The sequence below is a fragment of the Rhodanobacter fulvus Jip2 genome, assembly GCF_000264315.1.
GTDB classification, from domain to species: domain Bacteria; phylum Pseudomonadota; class Gammaproteobacteria; order Xanthomonadales; family Rhodanobacteraceae; genus Rhodanobacter; species Rhodanobacter fulvus.
In genome coordinates, this window is the sequence record NZ_AJXU01000044.1 from 73,749 (window position 1) to 93,739 (window position 19,991).

Genomic DNA, 19,991 nt, shown 5'->3' on the forward strand with positions numbered 1-19,991 from the left:
AACGCCATGTACGTGCCCACGTCATTTCGCGAAACACGCCGAGAGGTTCTGCACGACCTGGTTCGTGCGTATCCGTTCGCCACCGTGGTCGTGCAGGCGCAGGGCGGGCTGGCGGCGAACCATCTGCCGTTCGAATGGAACGGCGACGCGCTGCAGGCGCATGTCGCCCGTGGCAACGAGTTGGTGGCGATGGATGGCGCCCAGGCGCTGGTGGTGTTCCAGGGGCCGCAGGGCTACATCAGCCCGAACTGGTACCCGAGCAAGCACGAGACCGGGCGCGAAGTGCCAACCTGGAACTACACCGTGGTGCATGTGCACGGCCGGCTGCGCGTGGTCGACGACGCGGCATGGGTCCGCGCGCAACTGGAAGCGCTCACCGATCACCACGAATCCGGCCAGCTCCGGCCATGGAAAATCAGCGATGCGCCCGAGGATCACGTCGAGAAATTGCTGGGCGCGATCGTCGGTATCGAAGTCACGGTCGAACGCATCGAGGGCAAGTTCAAGCTCAGCCAGAACCATCCTGCACGCAACCGCGAAGGGGTGATCGCCGGCCTGCGTCAGCGCGACGGCGATGGCGACGTGGAACTGGCCGCCATGATGAGCCAACGCGAGGAATCCGCATCGTGAACCATCAGCATCACTATCGCGTCGACGTGGAATGGACCGGCAACCTCGGTAGCGGCACGGACGGTTACCGCAACTACAGCCGTGACCACGTCATCCGCATCGAGGGCAAGCCGACGCTGGCCGGGTCGTCCGATCCCAGCTTCCGGGGTGACGCCGCCAGGCACAATCCCGAGGACATGCTGGTCACCGCCTTGTCGACCTGTCACATGCTGTCGTACCTGCACATGGCGACGGTGGCAGGGGTGGTGGTGACGGGCTATGTCGATGCGGCTGAGGGCAGCATGGCCATGGACGGGGATGGCGGCCGTTTCGTCGAAGTGGTGTTGCGCCCGACCGTCACGATCAGCGCCGCCAGCGATCCGGCCAAGGCCGAAGCGGCTCACGAGGCTGCCCACCACGCCTGCTTCATTGCCAATTCCGTGAATTTCCCCGTGCGCTGTGAACCGCGCACCGTCGTGGGCGGGGATTCGGGATTGGGGATTGGGGATTCGTAAAAGCCAACGTCAGAACTTCCGTATCGAACACTTCCATTCACATCGAGAACTTCCATGTCGCCTCAATCCGCTTCTGCAAATCCCGGCACCAAGGACATCGTCCTTGCCTTCTCCGGTGGCCTCGACACCAGCTTCTGCGTGCCTTACCTCAAGGAGCGCGGCTGGGCCGTGCACACCGTGTTTGCCGACACCGGCGGCGTGGATGCCGAGGAGCGCGCCTTTATCGAGAACCGCGCGAAGGAGCTGGGTGTGGCCAGCCACGTCACCATCGATGGTGGTCCCGCGATCTGGAGCGGCTTCGTCAAGCCGTTCGTGTGGGCAGGCGAGGGCTATCAGGGCCAGTACCCGTTGCTGGTGTCCGACCGTTACCTGATCGTGGAGGCTGCGCTGAAGCGCGCCGCCGAGTTGGGTACGCGCGCCATCGCGCACGGCTGCACCGGCATGGGCAACGACCAGGTGCGTTTCGATCTGGCGGTGAAATCGCTGGGTGACTACGAGATCGTGGCGCCGATCCGCGAGATCCAGAAGGAACACACGCAGACGCGCGCCTACGAGCAGGCGTTCCTGGAAGAGCGCGGTTTCGGCGTGCGCGCCAAGCAGCAGGCCTACACCATCAACGAAAACCTGCTGGGCCTGACCATGTCCGGCGGCGAGATCGACAAGTGGCAGGCGCCGGGTGCAGGTGCGGTGGGCTGGTGCAAGCCGCGCGCCGAATGGCCGTCCAAACCGCTGCAGGTGAAGATCGGCTTCGAGCATGGTGAAGCCGTGTCGCTGGATGGCGAAAAGATCGCCGGCCACAAGTTGCTGGCGAAATTGAACAGCCTGTTCGCGCCCTATGGCGTGGGTCGCGGCCTCTACACCGGCGACACCACCATCGGCCTGAAGGGCCGCATCATCTATGAGGCCCCCGGCCTGATTTCGCTGTTGACCGCGCACCGCGCGCTGGAAGAAGCCGTACTCAGCAAGCAGCAGAACCGCTTCAAGCCCGACGTGGCGCGCAAGTGGGTGGAGGTGGTGTACGAGGGTTTCTTCCACGACCCGATCAAGACCGACCTGGAAGCGTTCCTGGCGTCCAGCCAGTCCACCGTCAACGGTGAAGTGACGCTGGAGACGCATGGCGGCGTGGTCAGCGCGGTGGCGATCGAATCGAAGCACATCCTCAATGCCAAGGGCGCCACCTACGCGCAGTCGGCCGACTGGGGCGTGGCAGAGGCGGAGGGCTTCATCAAGCTGTTCGGGATGAGCTCTACGCTGTGGGCCGAGGTCAACAGGACCGGGAATGGAGAATAGGGAATCGGGAATGGTCAAGAGCGAAAAGCTGCTCGAGGCGACGCTGGCGCACCTGAAGGCACTGGTTGCTTTCGACACGCGCAACCCGCCGCGGGCGATCGACACCGGCGGTATCTTCGATTACCTGCGTGCGCAGTTGCCCGGCTTCGACGTGACCGTGACCGATCACGGCGCCGGCGCGGTGAGCCTGCATGCCGTGCGCGGCACGCCGAAATACCTGTTCAACGTGCATCTGGATACGGTGCCCGATTCGCCGGCGTGGACGGCCGATCCGCATGCGCTGCGTGTCACGTCGGATCGCGCTATCGGCCTCGGTGCCTGCGACATCAAGGGTGCGGCGGCCGCGTTGCTGGGGGCGGCCAATGCCAGCGATGGCGACATGGCGCTGCTGTTTTCCACTGACGAGGAAGCCAACGATCCGCGCTGCATCGCCGGGTTTCTCCGTGCTTTCCCCCCTCTCCCCGTGGGAGAGGGGAGCTATCAGGCAATCATCATTGCCGAGCCGACCAAGGGCGAAGCCGTGCTGGCCCATCGCGGCATCCAGTCGGTGCTGATGCGCTTCGCCGGCCATGCCGGTCACGCCTCGGGCGAGCAGAAAGCCAGCGACAGCGCGCTGCACCAGGCGGTGCGTTGGGGTGATGCCGCACTGGATTTCGTGGACGCGCAATCGCATGAGCGTTTCGGTGGCCTCACCGGCCTGCGCTTCAACATCGGCCGCATCGAAGGCGGCATCAAGGCCAACATGATTGCGCCCAGCGCCGAGCTGCGCTTCGGCATGCGGCCGTTGCCCACGATGCAACCCGATGGACTGCTGGACAGCTTTCGCGCCCTGGCCGAACCGGCGCCCGCGCACTTCGAGGAAACCTTCCGCGGCCCGTCGCTGCCGGCGGGCGACACGGCGCGGGCCGAGGAGCGACGCCTCCGTGCGCGCGACCTGGCCGACGAGTTGGGTATCCCGGTGGGCAACGCGGTGGACTTCTGGACCGAAGCGGCGCTGTTCTCCGCCGCCGGCTACACCGCCTTCGTCTACGGCCCCGGCGACATCGCCCAGGCGCACAGCGCCGACGAATGGGTGGCGCTGGACCAATTGCAGCAGTACGCAGAAACCATCTACCGGATCGTCGATCGTGGAAATGCATAACAAAAGCACTCGTCAGACCATCGTGCGCCTGCTCTCGAGCATGGGCAGCGCGAAGGAAATCCAGCAGTACCTGAAACGCTTCTCGCAGCTGGACGCCAAGCGCTTTGCCGTGGTGAAAGTCGGCGGCGCAGTGTTGCGCGACGACCTGTCCGCGCTGACCTCGTCGCTGACCTTCCTGCAGCAGGTGGGCCTGACGCCGATCGTGCTGCACGGCGCCGGCCCGCAACTGGACGAGGAGTTGGCCGCCGCCGGCATCGTCAAGGAAACCGTCAACGGCCTGCGGGTGACCTCGCCCGAGGCGCTGGCGATCGTGCGCAAGGTGTTCCAGGCGCAGAACCTGCGCCTGGTGGAAGCGCTGCAGAGCATGGATGCGCGTGCCACCTCGGTGCCATCGGGCGTATTCGCCTCCAGCTACCTGGATCAGTCCGTATACGGCCTGGTCGGCAAGGTGGACAGCATCAACCTGGCGCCGATCGATGCCAGCCTGCGCGCCGGCTCGATCCCGGTGATCGCCAGTCTCGGCGAAACGCCGAGCGGGCAGATCCTCAACATCAACGCCGACTTCGCCGCCAACGAACTGGTGCGCGTGCTGCAGCCGTACAAGATCGTGTTTCTCACCGGTACCGGCGGCTTGCTGGACGAGAAGGGCAAGGTGATCGATTCGATCAACCTCAGCACCGAGTACGAGCACCTGATGGCGCAGCCGTGGATCAACGGCGGCATGCGCCTGAAGATCGAGCAGATCGCCGACCTGCTGTCCGACCTGCCGCTGACCTCGTCGGTGTCGATCACCCGGCCGTCCGAACTGGCCAAGGAGCTGTTCACCCACAAAGGCTCCGGCACGCTGGTGCGTCGCGGCGAGCGGGTGCTGAAGTACGACTCGTGGCAGGGCATCGACCTGGACCGTCTGCGCGCGCTGATCGAATCGAGTTTCGGGCGGACCCTGGTGGACGACTATTTCGAGCGGACCCAGCCGTGTTGCGTCTACGTCAGCGAGAACTATCGCGCGGCGATGATCCTGATCAATGAAGGCGACCTGCCTTACCTCGACAAGTTCGCGGTGCTCGACGACGCGCAGGGCGAAGGTCTGGGCCGTGCCGTGTGGCAGGTGATGCGCGAGCAGCATCCGCGGTTGTTCTGGCGATCGCGTCACGGCAACGCGGTCAACCCGTTCTATTACGCCGAGTCCGATGGCAGCCTCAAGCAGGAGCGCTGGAAGGTGTTCTGGTACGGGTTGGAAAACTTCGATGACATCGGTCGCTGCGTCGCCCTGTGCGCGGCGCGGCAGCCCACCTTGCTGGATCGGGAATCATGAGCACGCAAAACAAGACTATCGGCATCGTGGGTGCGCGCGGGCATACCGGCGTCGAGTTGATCCGCTTGATCGCGGCGCATCCCGCGCTTGAGCTGGTTTTTGTCTCCTCACGCGAACTCGATGGCGAGCGCGTGGCCGATCACGTCGAGGGCTTTGCCGGTGAATTGCGCTACGCCAGCCTCGACGCCGACGCCGTGGCGGCGCAGATGGCCGACGTGGTGATTCTGGCGCTGCCCAATGGCAAGGCGGCGCCGTACGTGGCCGCGATCGAGGCCAGCCGGCCCGATACGCTGGTGCTCGACCTGTCCGCCGATTACCGTTTCGATGACCGTTGGTACTACGGCCTGCCCGAGTTGACCCGCGATCGCTGGCGCGGCGAAAAGCGCATCAGCAACCCCGGTTGCTATGCCACGGCCATCGAGCTCTCGGTGACGCCGCTGAAGGATCTGCTGGCCGCGCCGCCGGTGTGCTTTGGCGTGTCGGGTTACTCCGGCGCCGGCACCACGCCGTCGGACAAGAACGATCCGGAAAAGCTGCGCGACAACCTGATGCCGTACGCGCTCACGGGCCACATGCACGAGAAGGAGGCCAGCCGCCACCTCGGTCTGCCGGTGGAATTCATGCCGCACGTGGCGCCCCATTTCCGCGGTCTCACCGTCACCACCAACCTGTATCTGTCGCGCTCGTTGAAGCGCGAAGACGTGCTGGCGCGTTTCCATGCCGCCTACGACGGCGAAAAGCTGGTGGATGTCACCGACGAAGCGCCGTGGGTAAGCCGCATCGCCCACAGCCATCGCGCCGAGGTCGGCGGCTTCGCGGTATCGGCCGACGGCAAGCGGGTGGTGGTGGTGGCCACGCTGGACAACCTGCTCAAAGGCGCCGCCACCCAGGCGATGCAGAACATCAACCGCGCCATCGGCGTGGACGAGTACACCGCCATTCCCGTATGAGATGACGCCTGTGTGGGAGCGGCTTCAGCCGCGATCGCTTTTTGGCGGTTGGCGCAGGACGAAAAGCATCGCGGCTGAAGCCGCTCCCACAGATCACCGCCCACCGAGCTTCCAGGACAGCACCATGACCCAACCCCTGTGGCAAAAAGACGGCATCAAGATCGATGCGAAGATCATGCAGTTCCTGGCCGGCAACGACGTGCTGCTGGACCGCGAGTTTTTCCTGCACGACATCACCGCCAGCAAGGCGCATGTGGAAGGCCTGGCGAACATTGGGGTAATCGGTGCGGACGAGGCCGCCGCGCTGAAGCGCGAGCTGGATGCATTGGCCGAGGATTTCCGCAGCGGCGCGTTCGTGCTGGACGAGCGTCATGAAGACGGCCATTCGGCGATCGAGGCGCGGCTTACCGAGCGGCTCGGCGACGCCGGTCGTCGCGTGCACACCGGGCGCAGCCGCAACGACCAGATCCTGGTGGCCACTCGGCTTTGGCTGAAGGAAAAGCTGGCCACGCTGCAGACCCTGTGCCACGACATCGCCCAGGTCTGCCTGGATCGTGCGGCGGAAGCGGCGTTGCCGCTGCCGGGCTATACGCACCTGCAGCGCGCCGTAGTGTCGTCCACCGCGATGTGGTTCGCCGGTTTTGCCGAGGGCTTCACCGACAATGCCCTGCGCGCGCAGCAGACCGCCGTGTGGATCGACGCCAACCCGCTTGGCACCGCCGCCGGCTATGGCGTCAACCTTCCGCTGGACCGCGCGCACACGACGCAGGCGCTGGGTTTCGCCCGCATGCAGGTGTCGCCGGTCTACGCGCAGCTGTCGCGCGGAAAATTCGAGATGGCGGTGCTGGAAGCGATCGCCAGCGCGCTGCTGGATCTGCGCCGCATGGCGTGGGATCTGTCGCTGTTCACCACCGCTGAGTTCAATTTCGTGAAACTGCCGGCCGAGTACACCACCGGCAGCTCGATCATGCCGAACAAGCGCAATCCGGACGTGATCGAATTGCTGCGCGCCAGCTATGCCAGCGTGGCGGCGGCGCGCTGCGAGATCGAGCAATTGCTGTCGCTGCCTTCGGGTTATCAGCGCGACCTGCAGTTTTCCAAGGGCTCGCTGTTCCATGGCGTGACGCACGGTTTGTCGGCGCTGGAGCTGGTGCCCGATCTGCTGGCGCGTTTCCAGTGGAACGAGCCGGCCATGCGCGCGGCGATCGAGCCGTCGATGTATGCCACCGACGTGGCGATCGAGCAGGCGGCGGCCGGCGTGCCGTTCCGCGATGCCTATCGCGCCGCCGCCGAAGCCGCCAGCGCGGCCGGTGCCGGGCGCACGCCCGAGGCCAGTCTGGAAGCGCGCGTCTCGCCCGGTGCCGGTCATGACCTGAAGCTGGACCAGGTGCAGCAGCGCCTCGACGCCATACGCGGCTGACCACGATCGACATGGAGAGGGTAGGGGAGATGTCCACAGTCAATCCGGCAAATGCGTTGCCTTGCGTGCGAAGGCAATCTTGTGGACGTCCAGACGTCCATTCAATTAGTCACGTGTTTGCCTTCCCCGTCTCGTTTGTCCTGTCTGGAAGCGAGCGATGAACCCGGCGACCCGCACCTTGCCCGCCCAGCCGCTGCCCGCGTGGAAGCGGGCCGTGCTGAAAGTCGGCAGCAACCTGCTGGCGGCCGATGGCGGCGGGCTTACGCCGCAGTACGCGGCCGCGCTGGCGGATTTCATGGCGGCCAGCCATCGCGCGGGTCGTCAGGTGGTGCTGGTGTCGTCAGGCGCGGTCGCGGCCGGGCGTGCCATGTTGCGGGCGAAATCGGGCGCGGGCCCGGACATCGCCGCGCGGCAGGCGCTGGCGGCGCTGGGGCAGGCGCCGATGATCGCGTTGTGGCAATCGCTGGCGTCGCAATCGGTGGCCCAGGTGCTGCTGACCCACGACGACGTGCGCAATCGCCGCCGCTATCTCAACGCGCGTGCCACCTTGCGCGAACTGCTGGCGCTGGACGTGTTGCCGGTGATCAACGAGAACGACACCGTATCGGTGGATGAGTTGAAGCTGGGCGACAACGACAACCTGGCCGCCATCGTGGCCACCCTGGTCGATGCCGACCTGCTGCTGATCGCGTCCGACGTCGATGCGCTGTACAGCGCCGATCCCCGGCATCATCCCGACGCCGTGCCGTTCGCGCAGATTCCCGCCCTGACCCCGCAGATCATGGCGATGGCCGGCGGCAGCGGCAGCAAGGTCGGCACCGGCGGCATGCGCACCAAGTTGCAGGCGGCGGCGCGTGCGGCGACTGCCGGCATTCCCACCGCGTTGTTCAGCGGTCGCGACGCCGCCACGGTCGAGGCGCTGCAGCATGGCGTGTTGCACGGTACCCTGGTGGCGGCGGCCAACACGCGGATGCATGCGCGCAAGCACTGGTTGCGTCATGCGCCCGCCGCACCCGGCAGCATCCGCATCGACGCAGGCGCGGCACGTGCGCTGGCCGGCGGCCACGCCTCGCTGCTGCCCGGCGGCATGACCGGTGCCGAGGGCGAGTTTCATCGTGGCGACCTGGTCGAGATTCTCGACATCGAGGGCCAATCGGTGGCGCGTGGGTTGAGCCAGTACTCGGCCGCCGAGGTGCGGCGCCTGGCCGGCCGGCACAGCCGCGAGATCGAGACCGTGCTCGGCTACAGCTATGGCGACGAGGTGGTGCATCGCGACGACATGGCGACCCTGACCGATGCCACCGGCGATGCGTTGCCGCAACGCTAGCTGGAAGCCACTCCGCCGACCCTTCGGCGGGCATCGGTTAAAATGACGGATTCACGACGTTGGATTTCCCTTGGCCACCTGTAGAGGACGATGACCCAGACACGACCATTCACACCACAAACCCTGCCGCCATGGCGGCGCGCCGTATTGAAAGTGGGCAGCAGCCTGCTCGCCGCCGACACTGGCGGACTCAGTACGCGCTACGCCCTGGGCCTTGCACAATTCATTTCAGCCTGCCACGCCGACGGTCGCGAGATCGTGCTGGTGTCGTCGGGCGCCGTCGCCGCCGGCCGCCTGATGCTGCGCGACCATTCCCACGAAGACACCAGCAACGCCGCCCGCCAGGCCATGGCGGCGCTGGGCCAGACGCAGACCGTGGCGTTGTGGCAACGCCTGTTCGACCATCCGCTGGCGCAGGTGCTGCTGACCCATGACGACCTGCGCGACCGGCGCCGCTACCTCAACGCACGCGCCACACTGAGCGAGCTGCTCAACTACAAGATCATGCCGGTGGTGAACGAGAACGATACCGTCGCCATCGACGAGCTCACCCTGGGCGACAACGACAATCTCGCGGCCATTGTGGCGGCACTGGTCGACGCCGACCTGCTGCTGATCGCCACCGATATCGATGGCCTGTATACGGCCGATCCGCGCACGAATCTCGATGCCGAGCCGGTCAACGAAGTGCTCGAACTCACTACCGAAATCATGGCGATGGCAGGCTGCGCCGGATCGTCCGTGGGTACGGGCGGCATGCGTACCAAGCTGGAGGCGGCGGAGAAAGCCGCGACCGCGGGGATCCAGACCGTGCTGTTCAACGGCCGCGACAGCGAAGTGGTGAGCCTGCTTGCGCGTGGCCAACTGCGCGGCACGCTGCTGCATACCAGCGCCACCCGGCTGCATGCGCGCAAATACTGGCTGCGGCACATGCCGGCGGTGACGGGCCATATCCATGTCGATGCCGGCGCCGCGCACGCCATCGCGCACGAGGGGGCATCGTTGCTGCCCATGGGCATCATTCGTGCGGACGGCATGTTCCAGCGTGGCGACATGGTCGAAATCGTCACGGACGGCGATGCTGGCATGCTGCACGTCATCGCACGCGGCATTGCCCAATATGGCGCGGCGGAAATCAACCGCATCGCACGAACCCACACCCGCGACATCGGCGACCGGCTCGGTTACAGCTACGGCGAAAACGTCGTCCATCGCGACGACCTGGCCACGCTGGGCGACACCGGGTTGCTGACAGGAGAATACGCATGAGCGACATCCGTACCCAGGCCCTGGCCTGCCGCGACGCCGCCACCGCCATCGCGGCGCTCGACAACAATGCCCGGCGCCTGTTGCTGCTGGACATGGCGCAGGCGGTCGACAGCCAGACCGATACCATCCTTGCCGCCAACGAAAAGGACATGGCGCAGGCTGCAGCCAAGGGCGTGCAGGGCGCGATGCTCGACCGGCTGCGTCTGGATGCTGGGCGCGTCGCGACCATCGCCAACGCCGTGCGCGAGGTGGCCGACCTGCCTGATCCCGTGGGCCAGGTGACGCGGCGCGATCAACTGCCCAACGGGCTGGCGATCGAGCGCGTGCGCATCCCGCTGGGCGTGATCACGATGATCTACGAGGCACGCCCCAACGTCACCGCCGATGCCGCTGCGCTGTGCCTGAAGGCCGGCAATGCGGTGATCCTGCGCGGTGGCTCCGAGGCGCTGCATTCGAACACCGCCATCGCCGCGGCGCTGCATGCCGCGTTGCAGAAGCACGGCATTCCCGCCGCGGCCGTCACCCTGGTCGAGGACCTGCGCCGCGAGACGATGGTCGAGCTGCTGCAATTGGCCGACATCATCGACCTGGCCATCCCGCGCGGCGGCGAAGGCCTGATCCGCTTCGTCACCGAACACGCGCGTGTGCCGGTGATCAAGCACTACAAGGGCGTCTGCCATCTCTACGTGGACAAGGCGGCCGACCTCGCGCTCGCGCTGGATCTGCTGATCGACGGCAAGACCTCGCGACCCGGTGTGTGCAACGCGCTTGAGACGCTGCTGGTACATCGTGATGTGGCCGCCGAATTCCTGCCGAAGGCCGCGGCAGCGCTGCGCCAGCGCGGTGTCGAGCTGCGCGGTGACGAACGCAGCCGCGAACAGGTGCCGGACATGGCGGTCGCCAGCGAGGACGACTACGCCGCCGAATTCCTCGACCTGATCCTGGCCATCCGCGTGGTGGATAGCGCCGACGATGCCATCGCCCACATCCGTCGCTACGGCTCCGATCACACCGAAGTCATCGCCACCGCCGACCAGGCCACCGCCGACGCATTCGTGCACGCGCTGCGCAGTGCGGTGGTGATGGTGAACGCTTCCTCGCGCTTCTCCGACGGCGGCGAGCTGGGGCTGGGTTCGGAGATCGGCATCTCCACCACGCGCCTGCACGCCTACGGCCCGATGGGTGCGGAGTCGCTCACCATCGAACGTTTCGTGGTGCGCGGGGAAGGTCAGGTGCGGCATCCGCAAAGCCGCGCATAACGTGTGCGGACGGCCCGCCATTGCCGCGAAGACGGCGCTGGCGGGCTTTGCCTTTCAAGCAGCCGCAGGCCGCCCTTCAGCCTTTCAGATGGCCATGCTCGCCGATATCGGCGGGCGAGTCCCCCAGCATGCTGCGCGCCATGTCGAGCACCCGCTCGACAGCATTGCCCGCTTCCCAATAGCTGGCGTCACGCACTTTCACACGCAGCACCATCAGGTCCGGGTCGTCCTTGCCGTCGGGGAAAAATACCTTCTGCACGGGCGACCATAGCTCGTTGATGGTGTCGTCATCACGATCCATGCGGGCGCGGCCGCGCACGGACACGTAGCGCTGTTCGCCTGGATGGGCATAGGCAAGGTTGACGCCATGGTCGTCGGTCAGCTCCGCCACCTTGTGACTGCTGGCGGCGGTGAAAAAGATCAGCTCGCCGTTCGCGTCCAGCTTCAGCGTCTGCAGCGGGCGGCTCACCATCGAGCCGTCCGCGGCGCGCGTGGTCAGCATCGCCACCTCGATGTCGTCGATGAGCTCGCCCAGCTTGTGCAGGTCGGTGGACTTCGGTGCGTCGTTTTTCATGGCTGCTCCGTCGTGGTCGAAAACCCTACGATGGCTGGCGACGGTTCAACGCGCGATGAAATCGGTGCGATCGCCGTCAGCCAGCGCGAACTCGGGTCCGGCTAAGGGGTTGGAGCGGCGCAGGCGAAATCATCCTGGGTGGAGAGCTACGCAACGCGCCGTTGCGGTTCGACATGGTGACGACCTCCAGTGCATCGGACCGGGCGCCTGCTGTGAAGCCAATCACCTGCTTCACTGTTTCGCGGCTTGGTCCCGGGCGATGGCTACCGCCTGATTCACTGCATCGATCACGACCTGTGGCTGGTCGTACTGGATGTAGTGCCCCGAGTTCGGCACGATCTCGTTCACGCCCCGGGATGACATGGCGGCCACGTCGAGGTGCAGCGATTCCCATAGCAGCGTGCGCTGGTTTCGCTCCTCCTGGGTCTCGTCCGGCGCTTTCGGATAAGGGGAGTGGGTCAGCACGATGATCGGCATGTCGCCGTAGTGCTTGCGCGTGGCCCGGGTCTGGTCGGCGCTGGCATAGGCCACGGACTGGCGTTCGGAAGCGATGGCGGCTTGCCAGCGCACGGTTGATGCGTACCGCAACTGTGCTTCGTTGATGGCCGGACTGAAGCGGGGATCGGGGCCGCCGACACATTTCCTGTAAGCCGGCGTGCCTGCCGCGAGACCATGTTTCGCCTCGTCCACGCAGCTGCCGTATTCCTTCAGGAAACTGTCCCATTTTGCCTGTTGTCCTGGTGCGCCGATGGCCCACCCTCGCGTCCACTGGTCTTCATGCGAACCCTCGACCGAGACCATACCGACCACCTCATCGGGATAGCGGTCGGCATACACGCGGATGTACATGCCCGCAGCCGAGTGGCCTACCAGCACGTAGGGCGGGGCGATATGCGCAGCCTTCAGCAGGATGTGCAGATCGTCGGCGGCGTTGCTCGCCGTGCTCGGGCGGCTTGAGCCATCGCTGAAACCCAGGCCCGCCCGGTCGTAGGAGCAGGCACGTATTCGGGTTGCGATAGCCGGTTGCACCAACGCCCATGAGATCGTGGAGTCACCCATGCCAGCGTCCAGGATCACCGTTGGTGAACCGGAACCGAGGCAGTAGAGGTTCATGCGGCGGCCGTGTCCCACGTCCACCCGTTGCTGCGGTTTCGTGTAGACGGGATCGGTGATCAACGGCTTGGCCGTTTCCTCGCCGACACACGGGGTCGCGAGCAGAGCGCCCACGAGGAAACTTGCCATCACGGCGCGGCGTGCTCTCATGTTTTCCCCTGTTCGAGGCAGTTGAAGCGGATGGGTGATCGAATGCCGCCGACGAAGCACGTGAATCAGCCGGCGCGTTCCCACGCCTGCACCGCCTGTGCAAACGCCAGGCAATCCGCAAAGCGGTTGTACAGCGGCACCGGCGAGATGCGGATCACGTCCGGCTCGCGCCAGTCGCCGATGATGCCCTGCGCCATCAGGTGGTCGAACAGCGAACGGCCGCGCTCACGGCCGGCGGTCACGCGGATGGACAACTGGGCACCGCGGCGCTCGGGATCGGCGGGTGTCACCACCTGCAGCAGGTCGTTCAACTGCGTGTGCACCAGCCATTCAAGATAGCCGGTGAGTTGCACCGATTTTTCGCGCAGGCGGGCCATGCCGGCGCGACGGAAGATCTCCAGCGATACGCGCAACGGTGCCAGCGCCAGGATCGGCGGGTTGGACAGTTGCCAGCCGTCGGCGCCGGGCGTGGGGATGAATTGCGGCCCCATCTGGAACCGCGTGCTCTTGTCGTGGCCCCACCAGCCGGCGAAGCGGGGCAGCACGGCGTTGGCGTGGCGCGCGTGCACGAAGGCGCCGCCGATGGCGCCCGGTCCGCCGTTGAGGAATTTGTAGCTGCACCAGATCGCGAAATCGGCGCCGCTGTCATGCAGTTGCAGCGGCAGGTTGCCCACCGCGTGGGCCAGGTCGAAACCCACGTTGCAGCCGTGCCGATGCGCCAGCGCGGTAATCGCCGCCAGGTCGAATGCCTGCCCGTTGCGGTATTGCACGCCAGGCAGCATCACCAGTGCCGTGCGCGCGCCGTGTTTGGCCAGGGCCTGCTCGATCGCGGCCAGCGACAAGGTGCCGTTGGGTTCGTCGGGTTCGATCTCGATCAGGTCGCGCGCGGGATCGAAACCATGAAAGCGGATCTGCGACTCCACCGCATAACGGTCAGTGGGAAATGCGCCGGCCTCGATCAGGATCGCTGGGCGCGCGGGCGTGGGGCGATAGAAGCTCACCATCATCAGGTGCAGGTTCACGCCCAGCGTGTTCATCGTCACCACTTCGTTCGGTTGCGCGCCGACGACGGCCGCCAGGTCGTCACGCAGGAACTCGTGGTAATCCATCCACGGCAGGCGGCCCTTGAAATGGCCTTCCACGCCCAGTTCGCCCCAGTAATCCAGCTCCGCGTTGACCGCCTCGCGCACGGCGCGCGGCTGCAGGCCCAGCGAGTTGCCGCAGAAATAGACGGAGTCGACCGCGCGGCCGCTGCTGTCCTCGTGCGGCGGAATCAGGAACTCGTCGCGGAACTGGCGCAGGGGATCGGCGGCGTCGCGGGCCTGCGCCCAGGCGGCGCTGGCTTGGTAGTCGTGCATGGATGAACTGTCCTCGCGGCGGATGCGTTTCGCGGTTACTTCAGTTGCGCGGCGATCGCATCGCAGCCCTTGTCGAATGCCGCTGCCCAGGTGGCGCCGGCCTGGCTCTGCTGCGGCCGCACGCAACGCAACTGGATCGCGTGATTGCCCTTGTACCAGTAGCGTTCGCTGTAGTTGAACTGCGCACCTGCTTCCTGCGCGGTGTAGGTGTAGGTGTTGTTCGCGCCGCCGTGGGCGGTGGCCGTGTAGCCGGGCAGGGCCGCTGCCTTGGCGGTCGCCTCGCCGACGTATTGCTGGAAGGCGGGGATGTCGGCGGTCTGCTTCACCGTCACGGTGACGCGGGCCAGGCTGCTGTGCGCGGTGGGCGAAGGGTCGGGCACCTGGAAGACGCGCGCCTCGGGGTCGCCCTCGGTTTCCATGATGTCCAGCCAGCCATTCGGGGTGGTGAAGTGGACCTGGCCATTGGCCATGCTCACGTCGGCGGCGTGCACGCTGGCGGCCAACAGCATGGCGCTGGCGATAAGGACGGTACGCGGGAAGATCATGCTTGCTCCGATGGTGGGGCGTCAGGGGCGAAACGGTGTTTGGGCAGACCCAGCCACTCCAGCGCGGTGCCGTGGAACAGGCGGGCGCGATCGGCGTCGCCCCGTGCCAGTTCCTCGATGCCGCTGCCGGGCTGCTGTTCCCCCAGCGGGAAAGGATAATCGGTACCGAGCATCACCTGCTCGACGCCCGTCACATCCAGCAGATATCGCAAGGCCTGCTCGTCGTGCACGCAAGAGTCGAAGTAGAAGCGCTGGAGGTAGTCGCGCGGGTTGCGCGGATTGTCGGTGGCGACCAGGTCCGGGCGCATGCGGAAGCCGTGCTCGATGCGGCCGATGGTGAAGGGGAAACTGCCGCCGCCGTGCGCCAGCATCACGCGCAGTTTCGGCAGCCGCTCCAGCACGCCGCCGAACGCCAGGCAGCAGGCGGCGCGCGATTGTTCGGCCGGCATGCCGACCAGCCAGGGCAGCCAGTACTTGGGCATGGTGGCGGTGCCCATCATGTCCCACGGGTGCACCATCACGGCGGCGCCGAGATCGGCGGCGGCCTCGAAAAACGGGAACAGTTCCGGCGCATCCAGGTTCCAGTCGCCGCAGTGGGAGCCGATCTGCACGCCTTGCAGCCCCAGCTCGTCGATGCAGCGTTCCAGCTCGGCGATGGCCAGCTCGGGTGCCTGCAGCGGCACCGTGCCCAGCGCCGCATAGTGGCGCGGGTGATCGCGGCACAGGCTGGCGGCGTGGTCGTTGAGATGGCGGTGCAGCTCCAGCGCCTGGTAGCCCGGCGCCCAATAGGAGAACAGCACCGGCACGGTGGAGATCACCTGCACGCCCACGCCGAAGCGGGCGTAATCGTCGATGCGCTGCTGCGGGTCGAAAGCCGAGTCCCACACTTCGCGGAAAAAACGGCCGCCCTTGTAGATGCGGTGGCGCCCGTCGGAGTGGGTCATCACCGGAAAACGGTCGTTGCCGTATTTGGCCGCCAGGTTCGGCCAGTCACGGGGGAGGATGTGCGCATGGCTGTCGATCTTCAGCATCCGGGCAGTGTAAAACCGGGCCGCGGCGGTGTCGTGCCGCGGTCGCACAATCGCCCGCCGTGCCACGGCCGCAATGGCGTCGAAACGCCGCCAAAAGTGATCTCCATCCAGACGCCAAACGGCTTTCCGGCTACGATAAGGGCTTGCATGCGGCAGTCTGGACGGGGTGAGGTTGGGGTTTCGGCCATCGAACCGCCGTCATGCGCGAGAGGCGGAATCCGATGAGCGATCAAGCCCAAGTCACACGCTTGCTGCATTCCGCGCAGTCGGGAAACCCGCAGGCGTTGAACGAGGCGCTGCGCCACATGTATGCGGCGCTGCACGGCATCGCCAAGGCCCAGCTCAACCGCGAGCAGATGGAGCGTACGCTGAGCGCGACGGCCCTGGTCAACGAGGCGTACCTGAAGGTTTTCGGCAGTTCGGAGCCGCCGCAGTGGGCCAACCGGCACCATCTGCTGGGTGTGGCCGCGCGCGCCATGCGTGAAGTGCTGGTGGATTCGGCGCGCCGGCGCAAGGCCGCCAAGCGGCCGCAGGAAGCCGGCCGCATGCAGTTGCTGGAGATCACCGCCGAGCTTTCCGACAACGTCGACTACGCCGTGCTGGCCGAATGCCTCGACCTGCTGGCTGCGCTGGATCCGCGCCAGGCGAACATCGTGGCCATGCGCTTTTTCATGGGCATGACCGGCGAGCAGATTGCCGCCGCGCTGGATATCTCCACCAGCACGGTGCAACGGGAGTGGCGCGTGGCGCGGGCCTGGTTGCAGCGCGAGCTGGAGCGATAGCGGCGCCGCGCGGACCTTGCCGCCAACCGCGGCTCAGGTTGCCTGGGTGGGCTTGCCCGGGTGGGAGCGCAAGCGCTGGCCGTCGGAGGTGGTGACGCTTTGCTGCACCACGTGGGCCAGCGTGTTGACGTTGTCGACCAGACGATCGCTGATGCGGGTCAGCAGATCGGCGCCGGCGCGGTTCTCGGACATCAGCAACAGCACCACCAGCGTCTGCTGCAATGCGCGCAGGTCGGGCAGGTCGGCGGGCATGCGTTGTTCGCGCAGGGCATCGGCGATCGCGCGCAGCGTGTTCGCCACCAGCTCGATGAAGTTGCCGGTCTCCACTTGCTCGGGCAGGCTGTCGTTGTCATCGATCAAGGCTTCCAGCGTCATCGCCGTGCGGGCCAGCCGGTTGCCGTTGGCGAACAGGGCGCGCGCCACTTTCAGAAGCTCCGGCGGCGTGGCCGGTTCGGCGCGCATGCGTTCGATGGACGCCTGCGCATTGCTGCGCCGGGTGCGCGCCGCGGTACGGGTTTCGCGATGGGCCGTGCGCTGCGCGGGTTGCGCCAGTGCAGCCAGGTAATCGGCGTAGCCCTCCAGCATCTTGGCCAGGGCCGCGCGTGCGCGGCCGCGCTCCCACGTCGGCCAGGCGACGTAGGCGAGCAAGGCCATGCTGCAACCCAGCGTGGTGTTGATGACGCGATCCATCACCGCCACGCCGGAATTGACGCCATCGAACGACAGCAGGATCACCACCGTGCCGGTCAGCGCCGCCACCGCGATGCCGTAGTGGGCGCTGGCCAGGTAGCGGAACGTCATGCACAGGATGGCCAGCAACAGCAGATGCGCCCACGGCTGGTCGGGGGTGACATGCAGCAATACGGTGGTGATCACCAGGCCGGCCACCGTGCCCAGCATGCGCAGCAGGCCGAAGTTGAAGGTGGCGGCGAAGTCCGGACGCAACACGATCGCCGCCGTCATCGGCAGCCAGTAGCCGTGCGGCAGGCCCAGCAGGCGCGAAATCCACAGTGCCGCCGTGAGGCAGACGGCGGTGCGCACGGCATGGCAGAAAGCCACCGAGTGCACGGTGAGATTGGCGCGCAAGGTGGCCACGCCGGAGCCGCTTCGCAGCGCCTTGGGCAGTTGCGTTTCCGCCGCCCCTGCGCGCAATTCACCGCGGCTGCCGGCCCAGTCGGCGTTGCGTACCGCGGCGGACAGCTGGCCGGTCAGCGCATGCACGTGCCGGTTCATGCCGGCGCTGGGCTGGGTGCCGTCGATCTCGGTCTCGCACGCTTGCAGTCGTTGCAGCGTGCGGGCGGCCTGGGTGGGTGTTTCGCCTTCCTCCAGCGCGGTGGCGATGCCTGAAAGCACCTCGGCGGCCTGCTCGCGGAATTTGCGATAGACGTCGTTTTCCGCGTCCAGTTCGCCCATGGCGACGAATTCCAGCCGCATCCGCTCGGCCAGCTCCAGCAGCACGCCGAACGCTTCCATTGCCCGGCCGTGCGAGCGGTGCCGGCCCAGCAAGGTGTGCTGCAGGGTCGTCATGGCGTCGGTCAGTGCGGGAGCGTCGGCGTTGTCCTGCGACGGCTGTGTGGCCTGCTTGGCCAGGCCGGTGTACACGGTGGCCAGTATCTGGCGCTCGGGCCAGTAGCGCTGCAACGGCCACGCGGCCAGCGAAAACAGGGCCAGCAACAGGCCGCCGCAAACAATCAGCACCGATGCGCTTGCCGCCTGCGCCAGTGGCATCGGCGTGGCCGCCGTGATCACCAGCAGGATCATGCTGGTCATGCCGACGCGGGCGGTATCGGTACCGAACACCACCAGCAGCCCGCCACAAAAGCCGAACGCCGCGGTGGCCAGCAGGATCGGCAGCAAGTGGCCGCCGATCAGGAACCCCAGCAACGAGGCGGTGCCGGCTGCCAGCGACGCCAGCAGCAACTGGCGCATGCGCTGGCGGTACGGGCCGGGCTGATCGGAGAACATCGTGTTGAGCGCGCCAGCGGCCACGCCCAGACCCACCTGCGGATGGCCGGTGCCCAGGCCGACCGCCAGCGGCAGCACGACCGCTGCGGTATTGCGCACGACGACCCGCCAGGGCACGTCGGGCCGCTTGATACGGACCAGACTCTCGATCGCGTGGGCGCGTAGCGAATAACCGCTGGAGGGCATGGGTGTCTGTCGCCGCGAGGTGGGTTGTTCAGTGGGGAGAGTAGCGCGGCGGGGTGAATTCGATGATGAGCATTTGGGCGTAAGGTTGGATGACCAGCCTACGGCTGTTGTAGAGCTCTTTCAGCTTTCGCTGGAACGAGGGGGCGGGGCGCCAGGTTTTTTGGGTCAAGACAAGTAGCTGTCTACGGGCATGACGCCGTTCGGGGCTGGGGCAAGTAGCGGTCCATGGAGTGCTGCCGCTCGGCTCCTGCCTCGCCCTCGCCTGACGCGTGGAATGCCTTTGGGCATTCCACAAGCGCGTTGAGGAGCTGGGGCAAATAACCGTCCGTGGAGCGCTGCCGCTCGGCTTCCTGCCTCGCCCTCGCCTGACGCGTGGAATGCCTTTGGGCATTCCACAGGCGCGTTGAGGAGCTGAGGCAAGTAGCCGTCCGTGGAGCGCCGCCGCTCGGCTTCCTGCCTCGCCCTCGCCTGACGCGTGGAATGCCTTTGGGCATTCCACAAGCGCGTTGAGGAGCTGAGGCAAGTAACCGTCCGTGGAGCGCTGCCGCTCGGCTTCCTGCCTCGCCCTCGCCTGACGCGTGGAATGCCTTTGGGCATTCCACAAGCGCGTCAGGCTCGACCAGCGAATTCGCCGGTCAGGGTGTTGACCCAGACTTTCTCGCCGTTGGCGATGTACTCGGGCACCTGGATCTCGATGCCGGTCGAGAGGCTTGCCGGCTTGTTGCGCTTGGTGGCGCTGGAGCCTTTCATTTCCGGCGCGGTATCGACGACGGTGAGGATCACGCTGCTGGGCACCTGCAGGCCTACCGGCGCGTCGTCGATCAGCTGCACGTAGTAGCCCTCGATGCCTTCGACGATGTAGCCGGCGTTGTCACCGACCAGCTCCGGCGACAGCGGGTACTGGGTGTAATCCTCGGCATCCATGAAGACGAACGCGCCGTCGTCCATGTAGGAGAAATTCGCCGCGCGGCGTACCAGATCCATCTCCCTGATGTCGTCGTCGGCACGCAGGCTGAGGTCGTATTTGCGCCCGCCCGGGATCGAATACAGGGTGAAGCGATAGGTGACGTTGCCGCCCCGCGCGCTGGGCGAGCTGCGCTCGATGTCGCGCACCTGGTACACGGTGCCTTCGTGCTCGACGACATTGCCTTTCTTGGTATCGGAAGCTTTCATGTGTTTGGGATTCGAGAGT

The 19,991-nt window shown here is 66.3% G+C and carries 18 protein-coding genes; 11 read left to right on the forward strand and 7 right to left on the reverse strand.

Going from position 1 to position 19,991, the window contains the following annotated elements:
• The first annotated feature begins 6 nt into the window (after positions 1-6).
• The 10 genes from UU9_RS11420 to UU9_RS11465 all read left to right on the forward strand — a co-directional run bounded on the left by UU9_RS11420 (position 7) and on the right by UU9_RS11465 (position 11,095).
• Positions 7-630, forward strand: coding sequence for an FMN-binding negative transcriptional regulator (locus UU9_RS11420; protein WP_007081908.1), 624 nt, complete (start codon positions 7-9; stop codon positions 628-630).
• Positions 627-1,124: an OsmC family protein gene (locus UU9_RS11425; protein ID WP_007081909.1), complete on the forward strand. Its 498-nt coding sequence runs from the start codon at positions 627-629 to the stop codon at positions 1,122-1,124. Before UU9_RS11420 ends, UU9_RS11425 begins: the two co-directional genes overlap by 4 nt.
• 54 nt (positions 1,125-1,178) lie before the next feature.
• Positions 1,179-2,414, forward strand: coding sequence for an argininosuccinate synthase (locus UU9_RS11430; protein ID WP_007081910.1), 1,236 nt, complete (start codon positions 1,179-1,181; stop codon positions 2,412-2,414).
• Between the two features lie 10 nt (positions 2,415-2,424).
• On the forward strand, positions 2,425-3,555 hold the full coding sequence (locus tag UU9_RS11435) for an acetylornithine deacetylase (protein ID WP_007081911.1): 1,131 nt from the start codon (positions 2,425-2,427) through the stop codon (positions 3,553-3,555).
• Positions 3,548-4,870, forward strand: a complete 1,323-nt coding sequence (locus UU9_RS11440) for an acetylglutamate kinase (RefSeq protein ID WP_007081912.1) — start codon at positions 3,548-3,550, stop codon at positions 4,868-4,870. Before UU9_RS11435 ends, UU9_RS11440 begins: the two co-directional genes overlap by 8 nt.
• Positions 4,867-5,820 (forward strand): N-acetyl-gamma-glutamyl-phosphate reductase, encoded by a 954-nt coding sequence (gene argC / locus UU9_RS11445; protein ID WP_007081913.1) that lies wholly within the window; start codon positions 4,867-4,869, stop codon positions 5,818-5,820. The genes UU9_RS11440 and argC overlap by 4 nt, the downstream gene beginning before the upstream one ends.
• A gap of 124 nt (positions 5,821-5,944) precedes the next feature.
• Positions 5,945-7,240: an argininosuccinate lyase gene (gene argH / locus UU9_RS11450; protein ID WP_007081914.1), complete on the forward strand. Its 1,296-nt coding sequence runs from the start codon at positions 5,945-5,947 to the stop codon at positions 7,238-7,240.
• A gap of 157 nt (positions 7,241-7,397) precedes the next feature.
• Complete coding sequence (gene proB / locus UU9_RS11455; RefSeq protein ID WP_007081915.1) at positions 7,398-8,567, forward strand: glutamate 5-kinase; 1,170 nt, start codon at positions 7,398-7,400, stop codon at positions 8,565-8,567.
• 90 nt (positions 8,568-8,657) lie between these two features.
• Positions 8,658-9,836 carry a glutamate 5-kinase gene (gene proB, locus UU9_RS11460; protein ID WP_040670863.1) on the forward strand — a complete coding sequence of 393 codons (1,179 nt, stop codon included), beginning with the start codon at positions 8,658-8,660 and terminating at the stop codon, positions 9,834-9,836.
• A complete protein-coding gene (locus UU9_RS11465) occupies positions 9,833-11,095 on the forward strand; it encodes a glutamate-5-semialdehyde dehydrogenase (RefSeq protein ID WP_007081917.1) in 1,263 nt (420 codons plus the stop codon). Before proB (UU9_RS11460) ends, UU9_RS11465 begins: the two co-directional genes overlap by 4 nt.
• Before the next feature lie 76 nt (positions 11,096-11,171).
• On the opposite strand, the gene UU9_RS11470 is transcribed toward UU9_RS11465, so the two are convergent.
• The 5 genes from UU9_RS11470 to UU9_RS11490 form a co-directional block, all read right to left on the reverse strand.
• The gene (locus UU9_RS11470; protein WP_007081918.1) at positions 11,172-11,669 is read right to left on the reverse strand and encodes a pyridoxamine 5'-phosphate oxidase family protein; all 498 of its coding nucleotides are present in this window, start codon (positions 11,667-11,669) and stop codon (positions 11,172-11,174) included.
• A gap of 231 nt (positions 11,670-11,900) precedes the next feature.
• Complete coding sequence (locus UU9_RS11475) at positions 11,901-12,932, reverse strand: alpha/beta hydrolase (RefSeq protein WP_040670865.1); 1,032 nt, start codon at positions 12,930-12,932, stop codon at positions 11,901-11,903.
• Positions 12,933-12,997: 65 nt separating this feature from the next.
• Complete coding sequence (gene kynU / locus UU9_RS11480; protein ID WP_007081920.1) at positions 12,998-14,290, reverse strand: kynureninase; 1,293 nt, start codon at positions 14,288-14,290, stop codon at positions 12,998-13,000.
• A gap of 35 nt (positions 14,291-14,325) precedes the next feature.
• Positions 14,326-14,835 (reverse strand): hypothetical protein, encoded by a 510-nt coding sequence (locus UU9_RS11485; RefSeq protein WP_007081921.1) that lies wholly within the window; start codon positions 14,833-14,835, stop codon positions 14,326-14,328.
• A complete protein-coding gene (locus UU9_RS11490) occupies positions 14,832-15,866 on the reverse strand; it encodes an amidohydrolase family protein (protein ID WP_007081922.1) in 1,035 nt (344 codons plus the stop codon). Before UU9_RS11490 ends, UU9_RS11485 begins: the two co-directional genes overlap by 4 nt.
• 221 nt (positions 15,867-16,087) lie before the next feature.
• Between UU9_RS11490 and UU9_RS11495 the strand changes: the two genes are divergently transcribed.
• Positions 16,088-16,648, forward strand: coding sequence for an ECF-type sigma factor (locus UU9_RS11495; RefSeq protein ID WP_007081923.1), 561 nt, complete (start codon positions 16,088-16,090; stop codon positions 16,646-16,648).
• A gap of 33 nt (positions 16,649-16,681) precedes the next feature.
• Here UU9_RS11495 and UU9_RS11500 read toward each other — a convergent pair whose 3' ends face one another.
• Both UU9_RS11500 and efpL read right to left on the reverse strand, forming a co-directional pair.
• A complete protein-coding gene (locus tag UU9_RS11500) occupies positions 16,682-18,799 on the reverse strand; it encodes an FUSC family protein (protein WP_007081924.1) in 2,118 nt (705 codons plus the stop codon).
• 609 nt (positions 18,800-19,408) lie between these two features.
• Positions 19,409-19,972: an elongation factor P-like protein EfpL gene (gene efpL / locus UU9_RS11505; RefSeq protein ID WP_007081925.1), complete on the reverse strand. Its 564-nt coding sequence runs from the start codon at positions 19,970-19,972 to the stop codon at positions 19,409-19,411.
• Positions 19,973-19,991: the final 19 nt, after the last annotated feature.

Coding starts and splice junctions, on each gene's coding strand:
- UU9_RS11420 (WP_007081908.1), top strand. CDS start 7: ATGTACGTGCCCACGTCATTTCGCGAAACACGCCGAGAGGTTCTGCAC.
- UU9_RS11430 (WP_007081910.1), top strand. CDS start 1,179: ATGTCGCCTCAATCCGCTTCTGCAAATCCCGGCACCAAGGACATCGTC.
- UU9_RS11435 (WP_007081911.1), top strand. CDS start 2,425: ATGGTCAAGAGCGAAAAGCTGCTCGAGGCGACGCTGGCGCACCTGAAG.
- UU9_RS11440 (WP_007081912.1), top strand. CDS start 3,548: ATGCATAACAAAAGCACTCGTCAGACCATCGTGCGCCTGCTCTCGAGC.
- argC (WP_007081913.1), top strand. CDS start 4,867: ATGAGCACGCAAAACAAGACTATCGGCATCGTGGGTGCGCGCGGGCAT.
- argH (WP_007081914.1), top strand. CDS start 5,945: ATGACCCAACCCCTGTGGCAAAAAGACGGCATCAAGATCGATGCGAAG.
- proB (WP_007081915.1), top strand. CDS start 7,398: ATGAACCCGGCGACCCGCACCTTGCCCGCCCAGCCGCTGCCCGCGTGG.
- proB (WP_040670863.1), top strand. CDS start 8,658: ATGACCCAGACACGACCATTCACACCACAAACCCTGCCGCCATGGCGG.
- UU9_RS11465 (WP_007081917.1), top strand. CDS start 9,833: ATGAGCGACATCCGTACCCAGGCCCTGGCCTGCCGCGACGCCGCCACC.
- UU9_RS11470 (WP_007081918.1), bottom strand. CDS start 11,669: ATGAAAAACGACGCACCGAAGTCCACCGACCTGCACAAGCTGGGCGAG.
- UU9_RS11475 (WP_040670865.1), bottom strand. CDS start 12,932: ATGAGAGCACGCCGCGCCGTGATGGCAAGTTTCCTCGTGGGCGCTCTG.
- kynU (WP_007081920.1), bottom strand. CDS start 14,290: ATGCACGACTACCAAGCCAGCGCCGCCTGGGCGCAGGCCCGCGACGCC.
- UU9_RS11485 (WP_007081921.1), bottom strand. CDS start 14,835: ATGATCTTCCCGCGTACCGTCCTTATCGCCAGCGCCATGCTGTTGGCC.
- UU9_RS11490 (WP_007081922.1), bottom strand. CDS start 15,866: ATGCTGAAGATCGACAGCCATGCGCACATCCTCCCCCGTGACTGGCCG.
- UU9_RS11495 (WP_007081923.1), top strand. CDS start 16,088: ATGAGCGATCAAGCCCAAGTCACACGCTTGCTGCATTCCGCGCAGTCG.
- UU9_RS11500 (WP_007081924.1), bottom strand. CDS start 18,799: ATGCCCTCCAGCGGTTATTCGCTACGCGCCCACGCGATCGAGAGTCTG.
- efpL (WP_007081925.1), bottom strand. CDS start 19,972: ATGAAAGCTTCCGATACCAAGAAAGGCAATGTCGTCGAGCACGAAGGC.